This window comes from Hespellia stercorisuis DSM 15480, from assembly GCF_900142165.1.
Lineage (GTDB): Bacteria > Bacillota > Clostridia > Lachnospirales > Lachnospiraceae > Hespellia > Hespellia stercorisuis.
Genome location: NZ_FQZY01000016.1, coordinates 22,003 through 37,234, shown reverse-complemented (window position 1 = coordinate 37,234; position 15,232 = coordinate 22,003). Strand labels below are relative to the sequence as shown.

Annotated in this window: 10 protein-coding genes and 1 pseudogene; all 11 read right to left on the bottom strand. The window is 47.0% G+C overall.

Annotation, left to right across the window (positions count from 1 at the left end):
- Positions 1 to 13: 13 nt before the first annotated feature.
- On the bottom strand, positions 14 to 1,681 hold the full coding sequence (locus tag BUB85_RS06485; protein ID WP_242945367.1) for a recombinase family protein: 1,668 nt from the start codon (positions 1,679 to 1,681) through the stop codon (positions 14 to 16).
- A 23-nt stretch (positions 1,682 to 1,704) separates the two neighbouring features.
- Entirely contained in the window at positions 1,705 to 1,857 is a 153-nt protein-coding gene (locus BUB85_RS21425) for a hypothetical protein (RefSeq protein ID WP_159434620.1), read from the bottom strand.
- 94 nt (positions 1,858 to 1,951) lie between these two features.
- The gene (locus BUB85_RS06480; protein ID WP_073107112.1) at positions 1,952 to 5,503 is read right to left on the bottom strand and encodes a hybrid sensor histidine kinase/response regulator; all 3,552 of its coding nucleotides are present in this window, start codon (positions 5,501 to 5,503) and stop codon (positions 1,952 to 1,954) included.
- 174 nt (positions 5,504 to 5,677) lie between these two features.
- A pseudogene (locus tag BUB85_RS06475) lies at positions 5,678 to 6,367 on the bottom strand (carboxypeptidase-like regulatory domain-containing protein); the annotation flags it as partial.
- A gap of 104 nt (positions 6,368 to 6,471) precedes the next feature.
- Entirely contained in the window at positions 6,472 to 7,635 is a 1,164-nt protein-coding gene (locus BUB85_RS06470; protein WP_073107104.1) for a phosphoglycerate dehydrogenase, read from the bottom strand.
- A gap of 1 nt (position 7,636) precedes the next feature.
- Positions 7,637 to 8,719: a 3-phosphoserine/phosphohydroxythreonine transaminase gene (serC, locus tag BUB85_RS06465; RefSeq protein WP_073107277.1), complete on the bottom strand. Its 1,083-nt coding sequence runs from the start codon at positions 8,717 to 8,719 to the stop codon at positions 7,637 to 7,639.
- 52 nt (positions 8,720 to 8,771) lie between these two features.
- On the bottom strand, positions 8,772 to 10,448 hold the full coding sequence (gene ilvB, locus BUB85_RS06460) for a biosynthetic-type acetolactate synthase large subunit (RefSeq protein WP_073107101.1): 1,677 nt from the start codon (positions 10,446 to 10,448) through the stop codon (positions 8,772 to 8,774).
- A 16-nt stretch (positions 10,449 to 10,464) separates the two neighbouring features.
- Positions 10,465 to 12,138, bottom strand: coding sequence for a dihydroxy-acid dehydratase (ilvD, locus tag BUB85_RS06455; RefSeq protein ID WP_073107098.1), 1,674 nt, complete (start codon positions 12,136 to 12,138; stop codon positions 10,465 to 10,467).
- A 139-nt stretch (positions 12,139 to 12,277) separates the two neighbouring features.
- On the bottom strand, positions 12,278 to 13,363 hold the full coding sequence (leuB, locus tag BUB85_RS06450) for a 3-isopropylmalate dehydrogenase (protein WP_073107095.1): 1,086 nt from the start codon (positions 13,361 to 13,363) through the stop codon (positions 12,278 to 12,280).
- Positions 13,364 to 13,633: 270 nt separating this feature from the next.
- Positions 13,634 to 13,939, bottom strand: coding sequence for a preprotein translocase subunit YajC (gene yajC / locus BUB85_RS06445; RefSeq protein WP_073107091.1), 306 nt, complete (start codon positions 13,937 to 13,939; stop codon positions 13,634 to 13,636).
- 132 nt (positions 13,940 to 14,071) lie between these two features.
- Entirely contained in the window at positions 14,072 to 15,202 is a 1,131-nt protein-coding gene (gene tgt, locus BUB85_RS06440) for a tRNA guanosine(34) transglycosylase Tgt (protein ID WP_073107087.1), read from the bottom strand.
- Positions 15,203 to 15,232: the final 30 nt, after the last annotated feature.

Genomic DNA, 15,232 nt, shown 5'->3' with positions numbered 1-15,232 from the left:
AGATGCAAAACGATCATCCGTCAGGATGGTCGTTTTTTAGATAGTTGAACTCGATATGGATTTCCTGTCTTTTTATGTAGATTCGTTTGACAAGTTTGTTGATCACTACCCGCTGTGTGTCATGATCCGCATTTTCAAAAACATCTTTCCAGGTCAGCCTCGTTCCATACTCTTTTTTCTCGCACGCCTTTTCTCTGCACGCCTTTTCTCTGCACGCCTCTTCCCCGCACGCCTCTTCCCCACATGCTTTTTTCAATGCAGCAATTTCCCGCTTTTTTTCTGCGCACAGTTCCCTCTGCATTCGGATGGCTCCCCCCAGATCCGCTGCTGAAATCGGATACTCCCCCGCCACTGCATCCGGAATATGCGTTTCCATCACTCTAATCTTCTCCTGCATTTTTTCCAGTTCCATTTCCACCCGAAGGGTTCGTTGGATCTGCTCCCTGTCTTTTTCACGGATACACGCCTGTATCTCCTCCATGATTTCGACATCCCGGTTCAGGAATTCCAGGTATGTACCGACGGACTCAAAGACTGCCGCTTCTACCTGGTCCGCTCGAAATACAGAACTGTTTTCGTGCGGACCCCCCTCCCAGGCTCCGGGACATTTGTATGCACCGGATCTGCTTGCCCGCCGCTCCCCCGTCTCTTTGATTGTCCAGTAATTGTACTTCGTTCCATTTGTGAGTTTCCGCCCGCAGCAGCCGCAGTAAGCCACATCAATCAATGCAAGCATTCCGTCATTTTTCCCGATCACATTTGCTGCTGCATTCTCCGGGGTCTTCGCATATTGTTGACTTCGAAGTTTCCGTTTCGTCTGAACCTGCTCCCACTGTTCTTTCGGAATAATCACGAGCTCCAGGATCTGTTTCTCCGAAAAAAAGCGGTCACAGCTGCCTGTGGTGCGATATCTCCCGTCCTTTTTTTCCCGGCGGTTGTAAGACATGTAGCCGCAGTAGACCGGATTGGTCAGAATCCCGGTTACCGTTCCGCTTCTCCAGTCGCTATTCGGCGCCATTGCGTGATAATAAGGATCCAGATTCAGCTCTTTTGCTATTTTGGAGGAACCATACTCTTTCACCATGGATAATCGATAAATGTATCGGACCACTTCAGCCTGCGCCCATATGATCTGTAATTTTTTCAGGGCCCGCCCGTGTCTGCTGATTTCACCAGAGTAAACCAGTTCGTAACCAAACGGTGCTCTCCCCCCCACAAACCGGCCTTCCTGCACAAGCTTTTTTGCCGTATCCTTTACACGCATTCCCGTATCCGAGCTGCTCTTCTGTGCATTTCCATAACGAAGGGCAAGAACCATCTGCCCCATAATATCGTCTGTCTGCGGGGAAATGCAGCCGTCTTTCACTGTGTAAATGTCGACTCCGATTTTCTTCAGCTCCATGACGTATGCGCCGACTTCCCACATGCGTCTTCCCACGCGATCATCTTTGTAACAGACCAGAATATCAAATTCTCCCCCCTCTGCATCTTTTTTTATTTCCTGAAGAATCGCCCTGTCTGTAACAGCATTGTTGTAGCCGCTGTTGCTGCCTTCAAAATATTCTTTTTCGTCCAGAATCCAGTTCCTTTGTTTTTTGATGTATTCCGCCACCAGCTGACGCTGAATTGTGAGGTCCCCGTCTGCATCCAGCTGCTGATTTGAACTCACTCTTAATAGCATGCGTACTCTGAACACAGTGCCGTCTACCCCAGATGAAGCTGTCTTTTCAATTCAAATATCAGGAGCGCACGGATCTCCGACAGAGTTTCCCCATCCGCCCACTCATTGCACGGGTCCTCCTCAAACGATACGGTCACTCTGTATCCGCCCGCTGTATCATCATTATGCATACTCATTGCATCACATCAGAAAATATGTTGTTATAACTACTTTATGCAGCTGCCGGTGTTTTATTGCCTGTTTAACCACAGATTCCGAATGTCCGCTTTATCATCCACCACCCTGCTCCGACATAAACCGAACAATCGTCTCATACATCTTCTGCGGTTTGACCGGCTTTGCCAAATGTGCATTCATCCCAGCCTCCAGTGATTTTCGGACATCCTCGTCGTAAGCGTTGGCCGTCATCGCTATAATAGGTACAGATCCTGCATCCTCTCTGTCAAGTCCCCGGATTGTTTTCGCTGCAGCAATGCCGTCCATTTCAGGCATACGGATATCCATAAGAATCACATCGTATTCGTTCAGATTCGATTTTTTGAAAGCGGCTACACCTTTTGCCCCGTTATTTTCCCACTTTACAACACAGCCTACTCTTTCAAGCAGTTTTCCTGCAATCTGCGCATTCAACGGATGGTCCTCCACAAGCAGAACTTTCCTGCCAACCAGCTTTTCTTCCAATTCAAACTGCGTACTTTGTCTGGCATCCAATTCCTTCTGCGCACTCCCGGCATCCACTCTCCGAAAGTCCAGATAGACAGAGAAAGTCGTTCCGATTTCCAGACTGCTCTCCACCTCTATTCGACCACCCATCAGTTCAACAAGTCTTTTCGCAATCGAAAGCCCCAATCCAGAGCCTGCATAGAATCCAGATACGTCATTGGATTCCTGTGCAAACGGCTCAAACAAATGATTTTCCAAAAATTCTTTGCTCATGCCAATCCCTGTGTCAATGACTTTAATGCAATTTTGAGATATCATCCCATTCCGGCTTAGATTTGTAACCTCCAAAATCACACTCCCGCCTGTTGGAGTAAATTTAATTGCATTGGAAAGAAGATTTATAAAAATTTGTCGAATGCGAACCGGATCGAGATATACATACCAGCCCATATGTGCGTTGTGATTGACCACTTGAAAATCAATTCCTTTCTCCACCACAGCCGGATGTATCATATCCAGAATGTTCATAAACACGGTGTTCGTATACACAATCTGGTTGTTAAGCTTCAGACTGCCGCTCTCAATCCTTTGAAAATCAAGGGTATCGTTGATCAGACTCAGAAGGTACCCCCCCGATTCCCTGATTTTTGCCATATTTTCTTTGATCATCTCTATATCGTTCTCCTGCTCAGACAATTCTGTAAGACCGAGAATCCCATTCATCGGAGTCCGCATGTCGTGGCTCATACGGGAGAAGAACTCTGTTTTGGCATGATTTGCCTGTTCCGCAGCCGAAAGTGCTGCAGATAATTCCTGTTTTTTCTGTTCTTCCTGCTCGTATGCTTCGGTTACATCCTGCGTCGCACACAAAATCGTATCCTTCGTCTCATCCAGATAAGCATATACGACACGATTATGAATGATCTGGTTCCCGGTTTTTACGGAGAACAGACTTTCGTACATAAGTGCCTGTTCCAGCTGCTCTTTCACATAATCCAGCGAATTTTCTGTCACTGCCCTGTCGCGATCTTCTTCCATAGCATATTTCCGGATAAACGAAACCATCCCCTCTTCCATTTTTTCATGGACCTTCTGCAGATTCACCAATTCCCGAATACTTTCCGGAGCATCTTTCTCTCTAAACGGTCTGGCTACGCCAGTTTCTGTATCAATTGTCGAAATGGCCGCATAATCGATCTTCAGGAGCCTGCTCACCACCAGTTCCGCTCGAACAGCCTCTGAAATATCCCAAAGCACTCCTATCGCTTCTACATCACCCGTATACGGATTCGCCATCATATCAAAGCTGGTCAGCATCCAGTGTGTATTTTCACGAAGATGATGTCTGATTTCAACATGTGTTGTTCCGTTCTCAAACTGCTTCAGCAGGGCATTACAGTCTTTCACCGCCTCGAAGCTTTGGTATTCCTCACCTTCCCAGACATTCGAGCGTATCCCCTCCAGCACCTCATCTGCCGTGGCGCAGTCCATGATCCGTGTATAATAGGGATGCCTGCTCTCCGCCTCAAAGATGCGGTTTTTTGTCAGATTATAGCTTGCGATGGCCAGCGCATCCTGTGCCATTCTTTTATTCAGCCTCAGCTGCTCTTCATATGCCTGCTCCTTCTCCTTTTGCTCCGTAATATCCACTGCGGTTCCAATGGCTTCTACGCAGACTCCCTGCTTATCAAATATCGGCGTATAAATCACTCTCTGCCATACATATTTTGATCCATCCGGTATCTTACAGCGAACATCCTTCTCAATCCGTTTTCCGTCACAGCTGTGTTTGAACAGCCAGTCCATCGCCTCTATGCTGTCCTCATGAATCAGCCTCTTCCCCCAGGTATGCAGGAAAGCTTCCGTAATATTCCTGATTACTTTCGGCATATGATACATGATTCCGAAGGTGCCCGAATCTGTTATTGTGCGAAGCGACGCATTATATCTCCAGGCCATGACTTTTGCACTGGAGAGTGCGACATCCAGCATAACCCGGCTGCTCTGCAGTTCCACCTGATGCTCATACTCGGCAGTCTCATCCGTCAGATACAAGATATAAGAATCTATCCCATTCCAGTTCAATGCCATTGCATTGATGAGCAGATGCTTCTTCCCATCGTATACCACGTGAAATTCGCTAAACGCATCCGCTCTCAGGGAACGGATTTCCTCATCACTCAGCAGCTTATATTCTTCTGCTATTTTCTCCGCCTGTTCGATTTTTTTCTGCAGACGCTGATACGGCACGCCAAGTACATTCCCGACTGCCTCATTCACAAAGAGCAGTCTTTGTGTCCTCCGTTCCGCTACCAGAGCCCCGTTCGAAGAGTTCTCGACAATATTCCGGTATAATGCAGCCTCATCGGACGGTTTCATGAACACTGCATAATAGATCAATGCCCCTTCCTCTTCCCGTATCATACAGGCAGATATCTGCAGCCAGGAAAGGGAACCGTCCTTATGCTTTACACGATAAGTGAAATTAATCGGGCCCCGGGCCGAGACTGCCTCGTTAACCACCTGTTCAAATTCCAGGTAATCCTCCTCGAACACAAATGTCTGAAACACATTTCCTGAATTGATCAATGCACGGTATTCATCCACTCTGTGCCCTGTCAGGGCAGGAATCCCATCACTGAAATACTCGGTCTCAATGGTTTCTCCTATACGGTAAATGATAACGCCACCCGGAATTTCATTCAGCAGAGAAGACAGCATAACACTTTGCTGGTGCTCTTCGTTTATGTCAATAATAATTCCAACCGTTCTCGACGGCTCTCCCTCTGCATCTCTGTAGAACATTCCAATCAGGCGGCACCAGTGAAAACTGCCATCCATCATCTTCAGCCGGAGACTTACCTCCGCCTTCTTTTTTCCGGCCTTGCTCTTATCAAAAAACTCCTGCAAAATCAATATATCATCCGGGTGTACCACATCAACGGGACCACAGTTATTCAAAATATCATCGGCGCTGACTTTGCTGAGCGCATAATTCTGGTATGCCGCGGATGAATAGAAAGTTCTGCCTTTCTGATCCCACTCTATGATGGCTGCGTTCAGTTCGTCTACAACCATCTGAAATCTCTGCTGCTCTAATCCAGCCTCTGTTCCTGCCCCATCAGGCAGATTTTCAAATGTTCCTGTCTCATTCTTCATATAATTTATCCCTCTATTCCAAAGATAATTTTCCCGCAATTCAGAAATCAACGCGGATATTTACAGACTACTACACTTCCTGCCCATAATCTCTTAAGAATAGTATAGCAAATAATCAAATAAAATAAAACGGGGAATTCAGATGCCGTCTCCTTCAACCCCTAATTTGTTACTGTTCCGGTACCACTCCGTATAGACCCGATTCAGGGTAAAGGACATGATTGCCAGAATATTTGCACGAATCGTATCCTCCGGCCAGGTCGCATAGATCTCACTCGAGGCAACATTTTTGATGTAATCCTTGTATTTCACATAGTGATTCGTCGCTGTATTGTCTCTGGGAGAACCGTCATGAACCACAATATATTCCGGAACAACTACGCGACTCAAGACAATCTCTCCGCTCTCGTCAATCGGTTTGATTTCTTCCTCTGCGATCTTGGGCGGATAATTTCCAAAGAGCGTGTGTGCCGGGATCACAAACACCTCCTCCCCCTCCTCTGGATTTAAAATCGGGCGGAGACGGATATTCTGGATCGCCTTGACCTGCGCCAGCAGCTCCGCTCCGGCTATCAGCACAGGCTCGTATCCACTGGCCGTTATCCTCAGTGTATATTCCGAATAAGGCTGTGCTTCCACCGCCGGGTTCAGACTGTACTCCAACGGCGGGGTATTCAGTTCCACCGTTTCTGTCTGCCCGGATTCATTGGTGGAGAGTTCTTCCAGTGTACTCTCTGGCACACCGGTATAGGAAATTTCCACACCGGCATCTCTGACCGGGGCCGATGTAATATCCGACACTACATTAACCTGCAGCTGTCCTTTGTCTATATAGTCCTGCATCATCTTCAAATCGCTCATCATTTCTCACATATCACATTCTTTCATTAGTATTCATTATATGAAAAAGGCAGGTACATCTTGCCTGTGCAACATGTACCTGCCCGTTATTTATTATTTTACTGTATTTACGCGAGAACTCTCACCTTCAGAACTCCGTTGATCTTCGCGATTTTTTCCTGTACCTCGTCAGAAACGGCCGTTTCTACGTCAATCATGGTGTATGCATATTCTTTTTTGCTCTTGTTAGACAGCAGTGCGATATTCATATCTGCCTCCGCCAGAAGTGCGGTGAACTGTCCCAGCATGTTCGGAATATTCTTATGGAGAATCGTAATTCTTACATTTCCGGCACGATCACCCATTTCACACGCAGGATAGTTCACAGAATTGCGAATATTACCATTCTCAAGATAGTCCTTGAGCTCTGCAACAGCCATCACTGCACAGTTATCCTCAGATTCCTCCGTAGAAGCTCCCAGATGAGGGATGACAATTGCATTCTTCACGCCTGCGATCTCCGGGGTTGGGAAATCTGTTACATAACGTTTTACGGCGCCAGATACGAGTGCGTCTACCATATCTTCGCCATTCACCAGAACGTCTCTGGCAAAGTTCATAACAACTACGTCCTTCTTCATGATGCTGATTGCGTCTTTATCAATCAGGTTCTTCGTATCCTCTGTAGCAGGAACATGAATTGTAATGAAATCACACTCTTTGTATAATTCATCCACTGAGGTTGCGTGGTGGATGCTGCGGGAAAGTTTCCATGCAGAGTCAACAGAGACGTATGGATCATATCCGTAAACTTCCATTCCGAGATGTGTTGCAACATTGGCAACCAGAACACCGATTGCTCCCAGACCAATCACACCCAACTTCTTTCCTTCAATCTCGTGGCCGGCAAACTGTTTCTTCTGTTTTTCAGCCAATTTTGCAATATTTCCGTCCTCTTCGTACTCCTGTACCCAGTTGATTCCTCCGACAATATCACGGGATGCCAGCAGCATTCCTGCTATGACGAGTTCTTTTACACCGTTGGCATTTGCTCCCGGTGTGTTAAATACAACAATACCCTTTTCTGCACATTTCTCCAGCGGAATATTGTTGACTCCGGCTCCAGCACGGCCGATCGCCTTCAGGTTCTCTGAAAATTCCATATCGTGCATTGCAGCACTTCTCACTAAAATGGCATCTGCCTCTTCCACTTTGGCAGTCTGCGCGTAATCTGTTGTAAAACGGTCCAATCCTACTTCTGCGATTGGATTTAAGCAATGATATTTATACATCTTATAAGTTCTCCTCTTCAAATTTCTTCATGAATGCAACCAGTGCCTCCACGCCCTCTATCGGCATGGCATTGTAGATACTTGCGCGCATTCCGCCTACGGTACGATGTCCTTTCAGATTCTCAAGACCTGCTTCTTTTGCTTCTTTCACAAATTTTGCATCCATCTCTTCATCCCCTGTGACAAACGGAACATTCATAAGAGAACGATCCTTTGCTACAACAGTACCCTTAAACAATTTACTCTGATCAAGGAAATCATATAAAATTTTCGCTTTTTTCTCGTTGCGCTCTTTCATCACCTCAAGACCACCCATAGCTTTCAGCCACTTGAAGACCTTGCCACAGATATAGATTCCATATGCCGGTGGTGTATTGTAAAGTGATTTTGCATCTGCATGTGTCTTATATGTAAGCATCGTCGGTGTTCCCGGAAGTACATCCTCCGTGATCAGATCTTCGCGGATGATCACGATGACCATTCCTGCAGGTCCAACGTTTTTCTGAACGCCGCCATATACAATGCCGTATTTGCTCACGTCAATTGGCTCTGACAGGAAACAGGAAGAAATATCCGCAACCAGTGTCTTGCCCTTTGTGTTCGGAAGTTCTTTGAACTTTGTTCCGTAAATCGTGTTGTTCTCACAGATATAGACATAGTCCGCATCCTCTGAAATCGGGAGATCGGAGCAATCCGGAATATAAGTAAATGTCTTATCCTCTGAGGATGCAATCTTGTTGACCTTACCGTACTTTGACGCTTCCTGATATGCTTTCTTTGCCCACTGTCCTGTCACAATGTAATCTGCGACTTTATTCTTCATGAGATTCATAGGAATCATCGCGAACTGCTGTGAAGCACCGCCTTGTAAAAATAATACCTTATAATTATCCGGAATGTTCATCAGTTCACGGATATCAGCCTCAGCCTCTGTGATGATTTTCTCAAATGCCTTCGAGCGATGACTCATTTCCATAACCGACATTCCAGTCCCATTATAATCCAACATCTCATCCGCTGCCGATTGCAAAACCTCCTCCGGTAAAACTGCTGGTCCTGCTGAAAAATTGTACACTCTACTCATCTTACTTCCTCCATTCATCTGCCCTTTTCGGGTCTTTTCCATATTTATGCGGCTATCTTGCCACATCTCCTTCGTCAAATGCATCACTGATCGGTGCTCCCGGTGCTACCATCGGCCACACTTTTTCATCACTGTCGATCTGACAATCTATAACAACCGGTTTCCCGAGTGTTAACGCTTTTTCAAAAGCTACCCTGAATTCCTGCTGTGTATTTGCACGCAGGCCTGTTGCGCCCATCGCTTCCGCAAGCTTCACAAAATCCACTGCGTCGTTGAGCACGGTCTGGGAATATCGCTTTTCGTAGAACAGGGTCTGCCACTGACGAACCATACCAAGCACATGATTATTGATCACTACCTGAATAATCGGGATATTATGTCTCACCGCTGTTGCGATCTCATTCATGTTCATGCGAAAACATCCATCTCCGGCGATATTGACTACCGTCTTATCCGGGACACCCATCTTGGCTCCCAGGGACGCGCCAAGGCCATACCCCATAGTTCCGAGGCCCCCCGAAGTCAGGAATGTTCTGGGTCTGCTGTATTTATAAAACTGAGCTGCCCACATCTGATGCTGCCCTACCTCTGTTGTAATGATGGCATCTCCCTTTGTCTGTCTGTAAATTTCTTCCACAACAAACGGACCGGACAATACATCCGGATGATAGGACAGTGGATATTTTGCTTTGTATTCTTCAATCTGTTTCACCCACGGTTTGTGCGATTGCTGCGACAGCTTTTCATTCACCTTCTTCAGGACTGTTTTGATATCTCCTGTGACGCCCGCAGTGATCACAATATTCTTATCCATCTCCGCCGGATCTACGTCAAACTGGAGGATTTTTGCGTGATTGGCAAACTTCTTCGCGTTGCCGGTCACGCGATCGCTAAACCTCGCACCTACAACAATCAGAAGGTCGCACTCACTGACCCCGAAATTTGATGTTTTGGTTCCGTGCATCCCAAGCATGCCTGTATACAATTCGTCTGTTCCCGGAAATGCGCCTTTTCCCATCAGGGTATCGCAGACCGGCGCATCCACTCTTTTCACAAATTCGAATAATTCATCACTGGCATCAGAAAGCACTGCTCCTCCGCCCACAAAAATATACGGCTTTTCTGCCGCCTCGATCATCTCCACTGCGGTATTGATTTCTTCATCCGAGACAGAAACTTCATCCGGTCTTACCGGTTCAATCACTTTCTTTTCATATTCCGCGATGACACCAGTCACGTCCTTCGGAATATCAATCAGAACCGGCCCCGGTCTTCCGGTCTGGGCAATCTCAAATGCCCGGCGAATCGTGTCTGCCAGTGAATTAATATCCTTCACAATAAAATTGTGTTTGGTGATTGGAAGTGTGATTCCTGTGATATCCACCTCCTGAAAACTGTCTTTTCCCAGCAGCGGGAGATTTACGTTGCATGTAATTGCCACCACCGGAATGGAATCCATATAAGCGGTCGCGATTCCGGTCACAAGGTTGGTCGCTCCCGGTCCGCTTGTCGCCAGACACACTCCAACCCTGCCGGTTGCTCTGGCATACCCGTCGGCAGCATGCGATGCTCCCTGCTCGTGGGATGTCAGAATATGTGTGATTTCATCACTGTGTTTATATAATGCATCATAAACATTGAGAATTGCTCCGCCCGGATAACCGAAAACGGTATCAACACCCTGTTCTTTTAAACATTCTACAACAATCTCTGATCCTGTTAACTGCATAAAGTTTATCCCCTTTTTACTTTACTTTCGGAACCTCAAGAACAGCACCTCTGTTTCCAGATGTTACCATAGCCGCATATCTTGCAAGATATCCCGTGGTCACCCGCGGCTCTCTCGGCTGCCAGTTTTCTTTTCGTTTTGCCAGCTCTTCATCCGATACATCTACCTGCAATGACAACTCCGGAATGTTGATCTTGATGATGTCGCCTTCTTCGATCAAAGCAATCGGTCCACCCACAGCTGCTTCTGGAGAGACGTGGCCGATGGAGGCTCCTCTGCTCGCACCGCTGAATCGTCCGTCTGTGATCAGCGCGACACTGGATCCAAGTCCCATTCCCGCGATGGCTGATGTGGGATTGAGCATCTCTCTCATACCCGGGCCGCCCTTCGGTCCTTCATAGCGAATCACGACCACATCGCCCTTCACGATCTTTCCACTCTTGATTGCATCGATGGCATCTTCCTCACACTCAAACACTCTGGCCGGGCCTTCGTGTACCAGCATCTCCTCCACAACTGCAGATCGTTTAACTACACTCCCGTCCGGTGCAATATTTCCTTTTAACACAGCGATTCCGCCTGTTTCACTGTATGGATTTTCAATCGGTCTGATGACTTCCGGATTGCGGTTTACACATCCCTTGATATTCTCACCCACAGTCTTTCCTGTCACGGTCATACACTCTGTATGGAGCAGTCCCTTTTTATTCAGTTCGTTCATCACTGCGTAGACGCCGCCTGCCTCATTCAGATCCTCCATGTACGTCGGACCTGCCGGTGCAAGGTGACAGAGATTCGGGGTTTTTGCACTGATTCCGTTGGCGAAATCAATCTCAAAGTCCATGCCGATCTCATGTGCGATTGCCGGAAGATGCAGCATGCTGTTGGTGGAACATCCCAGCGCCATATCTACGGTCAGAGCATTCAGAATTGCTTCTTTTGTAATGATATCCCGTGGTCTGATGTTCTTTTTCAGCATCTCCATGACCTGCATTCCTGCGTGCTTCGCAAGCTTGATTCTCTCGGAATATACAGCCGGAATCGTTCCGTTCCCCTGAAGTCCCATACCAAGTACCTCAGTCAGACAGTTCATGCTGTTCGCTGTGTACATTCCCGAACAGGATCCGCATGTTGGGCAGACCTTGTTCTCAAATTCACAGACATCCTCTTCCGTCATCGTTCCCGCAGCATAGGATCCGACTGCTTCAAACATACTGGAGAGACTTCTCTTCTGTCCTCTCACATGCCCCGCAAGCATCGGTCCTCCGCTGACGAACACCGTCGGAATATTCACGCGGGCCGCTGCCATCAGCAATCCCGGAACATTCTTATCACAGTTTGGAATCATGACCAGCGCGTCAAACTGATGTGCCATTGCCAGCGCTTCTGTCGAATCTGCGATCAGATCTCTCGTAACCAGAGAATACTTCATTCCCACATGGCCCATGGCAATTCCGTCGCACACTGCGATCGCCGGAACCATAATCGGAGTTCCGCCCGCCATCGCAACGCCCATCTTTACTGCCTCTGTAATCTTATCCAGATTCATATGTCCCGGAACGATCTCGTTGTAGGAACTCACAACACCCACCAGTGGTCTTTCCAGTTCTTCTTTGGTATATCCAAGCGCATTGAACAGAGACCTGTGTGGTGCCTGCTGCATTCCTTTTGTTACTGTATCACTTCTCATCTGCTTTTCCGTCCTCTCCCGACATGATTGAACAAACTATTGTTTTGTTCCATTCTTTGTTGTTCTATGTTCTTAATAAACTATTGTATCAAAAAGAGGTGGCCTTTTGCAACCCCCTTTTCTTTCTGATATATGTAATCTATGCAATATTCACACAAATCAAATCACCGATCTGCGTCGTACCTACTTTTGTTTTTCCATCGGACATGATATCGCCGGTTCTGTAGCCTTCTTTCAGAACCTGATCCACCGCTGCCTCGATTGCATCCGCCTCTTTGTCGAGGTCGAAGCTGAAACGCAGCATCATAGATGCGGATAAAATGGTTGCGATCGGATTGGCAATGCCCTGTCCCGCGATATCCGGTGCAGAACCGCCGCTCGGCTCATAGAGACCAAATTTTGTCTCATTCAGGCTTGCAGATGCCAGCATGCCGATGGATCCGGTAACCATACTTGCTTCATCCGAGAGAATATCTCCAAACATATTTTCTGTCAAAATCACATCAAATTGTTTCGGATCACGCACCAGCTGCATCGCACAGTTGTCAACCAGCATATTTTCCAGTGTAACCTCCGGATAATCCGCCGCAACTTCCTCCACGACCTTTCTCCACAATCTTGAAGAATCCAATACGTTTGCCTTGTCCACACTGGTCACTTTTTTGCGACGCTTCATCGCGATATCGAAACCGCGCTTTGCGATGCGGCGAATTTCGTTCTCATTGTATGTCAGAGAATCATGGGCCGTCATCACTCCATTCTCCTCAACTGTCCTGCGCTCTCCAAAGTAAAGACCTCCTGTGAGTTCACGCATGATCATCATATCGAAACCACCTTCTGTAATCTCTTCTTTCAGTGGGCAGGCTCCCTTTAACTCGTCATAGAGCACCGCCGGTCTGAGATTGGCAAAAAGATTCAGTTCCTTTCGGATTCTCAAAAGTCCCGCCTCCGGTCTCTTCGACGGTTCCAGCTTATACCACGGAGAAACCTTTGCATCTCCACCTATAGATCCCATCAGCACTGCGTCACATTCCTTTGCCTTCGCAATGGTCTCATCTGTCAGCGGAACTCCATTCACATCAATCGATGCTCCGCCCATCAGAAGCTGGGTATACTCACAGGTATGGCCATAGACCTCCCCAACCCTATCCAATACTTTCATTGCCTCGGTCACGATCTCCGGACCGATTCCATCACCCTTGATAACTCCAATTTTCAACTGCATTTCTCTTCTTCCTTCCATAAATTATACTTATGAATACTGTTTAATATAATACCGCATTTTTCTACACATTTCAACCCTTTACTTCGCTAAATTGCCCCCAAGTCTCCGGCAGCTGAGAAGTGTACGTTTTTCCATGCCCTCCTCTGCACACCTCCAAAAATGTATCTGCCTCAAAAGAGCAGTACTCCGCCCCGAAAGCAAAAAGAGAGACAGATGAAACTCCGTCTCTCTTTTACATATTCTCTTATCATTCAGGCTAGCCGGCATATCCTACTCTGCAGATGGCTTCTCTACCTGCGCAATTGCCGCTTTCTGCATTGGGATACGACAGTTCTTGTTGCTGCCAAATTCCACAATAACATCTTCGTCCGTAATGTCAATGACCACACCATAAAAACCACAAGATGTCAGCACGGTATCTCCAACTTCCATTGTAGCGATCATTGCCTGAACTCTCTTCTGTTCTTTTTTCTGTGGACGCATCAGGAAAAACCACATTGCTCCGATAAGCACTGCATAAATCACAATAATTCCGCCACCGCTCAAAAGATTGCTCGTTGCTAATAAACCATTCATTCTAAAATTCCTCCTATTTTACATTGCACTAGGCATATCATACACAAAATAACACAATACTTCAAGTTCTTTTTACTTTTTCATACAACTTTAATAAATATATTGCTATTTGCATCATGCACAGTAACGTGATTATTCGCCCTGCTCCATACCTTCCAGCTTGTTCGCTTTATACTTTTGGAATGTCCCGGTCTCTATTGCTGCCCGGATTTCTTCCATCATATTGTTATAGAAATAAAGATTATGCAGCACACACAGTCTCATCCCCAGCATCTCTTTTGCTTTCAGCAGATGACGGATATATGCCCTGCTGTATTTCTGGCAGGCTGGACACTGGCATCCTTCCTCGATGGGGTTGTCATCCAGCTCAAATTTTGCATTAAAGAGATTCATTTTGCCATGATTTGTGTAGACATGACCGTGACGGCCATTCCTGCTCGGATACACACAATCAAAAAAATCCACGCCCCGCTCCACTCCTTCCAGAATGTTCGCAGGTGTCCCGACTCCCATGAGATACGTGGGCTTCTCAACCGGCAGATACGGCACCACCGCATCAAGAATCCGGTACATCTCCGCATGAGTTTCTCCCACTGCAAGACCGCCGACCGCATAGCCATCCAGATCCAGTTCCCGAATCTGTTTTGCATGCTCTACACGGATGTCCGCGTAGACGCCGCCCTGATTGATTCCAAACAGCATTTGCTGCCTGTTGATCGTATCCTCCTGATCGTTTAATCTGGCCATCTCTTTTTTACAGCGTTCCAGCCATCTGGTTGTTCTGGCAACAGAATTTCTCATGTAGGTCTCATCCGCCACACTGGACGGACATTCGTCGAAAGCCATTGCGATGGTCGATGCCAGATTCGACTGGATCTGCATGCTCTCCTCCGGTCCCATAAAAATCTTGCGTCCATCAATGTGAGAATGGAAATATACCCCTTCCTCCTTGATCCTGCGAAGCTCAGCGAGTGAAAAAACCTGAAATCCGCCAGAATCCGTCAGAATCGGTTTGTCCCACACCATGAACTTATGAAGTCCGCCCAGCTTTTTGATTACTTTATCGCCTGGCCGCACATGCAGATGGTAGGTATTCGACAACTCCACCTGCGTCTTGATCTGCTGTAAATCTTCTGTGGACACCGCTCCCTTTATCGCAGCCGCTGTACCCACATTCATAAATACAGGGGTCTCAATGACCCCATGTACTGTATGGAGCCTGCCTCTTTTGGCAGCTCCGTCCTTTGCAATTAACTGATACATATTTCCCTCATTTTCATTATATGATAAGGG

Excerpts from the sequence above, each read along its gene's own strand:
- leuB (WP_073107095.1), bottom strand. The coding sequence starts at position 13,363 with ATGCAGTTGAAAATTGGAGTTATCAAGGGTGATGGAATCGGTCCGGAG.
- BUB85_RS21425 (WP_159434620.1), bottom strand. The coding sequence starts at position 1,857 with ATGAGTATGCATAATGATGATACAGCGGGCGGATACAGAGTGACCGTA.
- BUB85_RS06480 (WP_073107112.1), bottom strand. The coding sequence starts at position 5,503 with ATGAAGAATGAGACAGGAACATTTGAAAATCTGCCTGATGGGGCAGGA.
- BUB85_RS06485 (WP_242945367.1), bottom strand. The coding sequence starts at position 1,681 with ATGCTATTAAGAGTGAGTTCAAATCAGCAGCTGGATGCAGACGGGGAC.
- yajC (WP_073107091.1), bottom strand. The coding sequence starts at position 13,939 with ATGAATGGTTTATTAGCAACGAGCAATCTTTTGAGCGGTGGCGGAATT.
- BUB85_RS06470 (WP_073107104.1), bottom strand. The coding sequence starts at position 7,635 with ATGTATAAATATCATTGCTTAAATCCAATCGCAGAAGTAGGATTGGAC.
- tgt (WP_073107087.1), bottom strand. The coding sequence starts at position 15,202 with ATGTATCAGTTAATTGCAAAGGACGGAGCTGCCAAAAGAGGCAGGCTC.
- serC (WP_073107277.1), bottom strand. The coding sequence starts at position 8,719 with ATGAGTAGAGTGTACAATTTTTCAGCAGGACCAGCAGTTTTACCGGAG.
- ilvB (WP_073107101.1), bottom strand. The coding sequence starts at position 10,448 with ATGCAGTTAACAGGATCAGAGATTGTTGTAGAATGTTTAAAAGAACAG.
- ilvD (WP_073107098.1), bottom strand. The coding sequence starts at position 12,138 with ATGAGAAGTGATACAGTAACAAAAGGAATGCAGCAGGCACCACACAGG.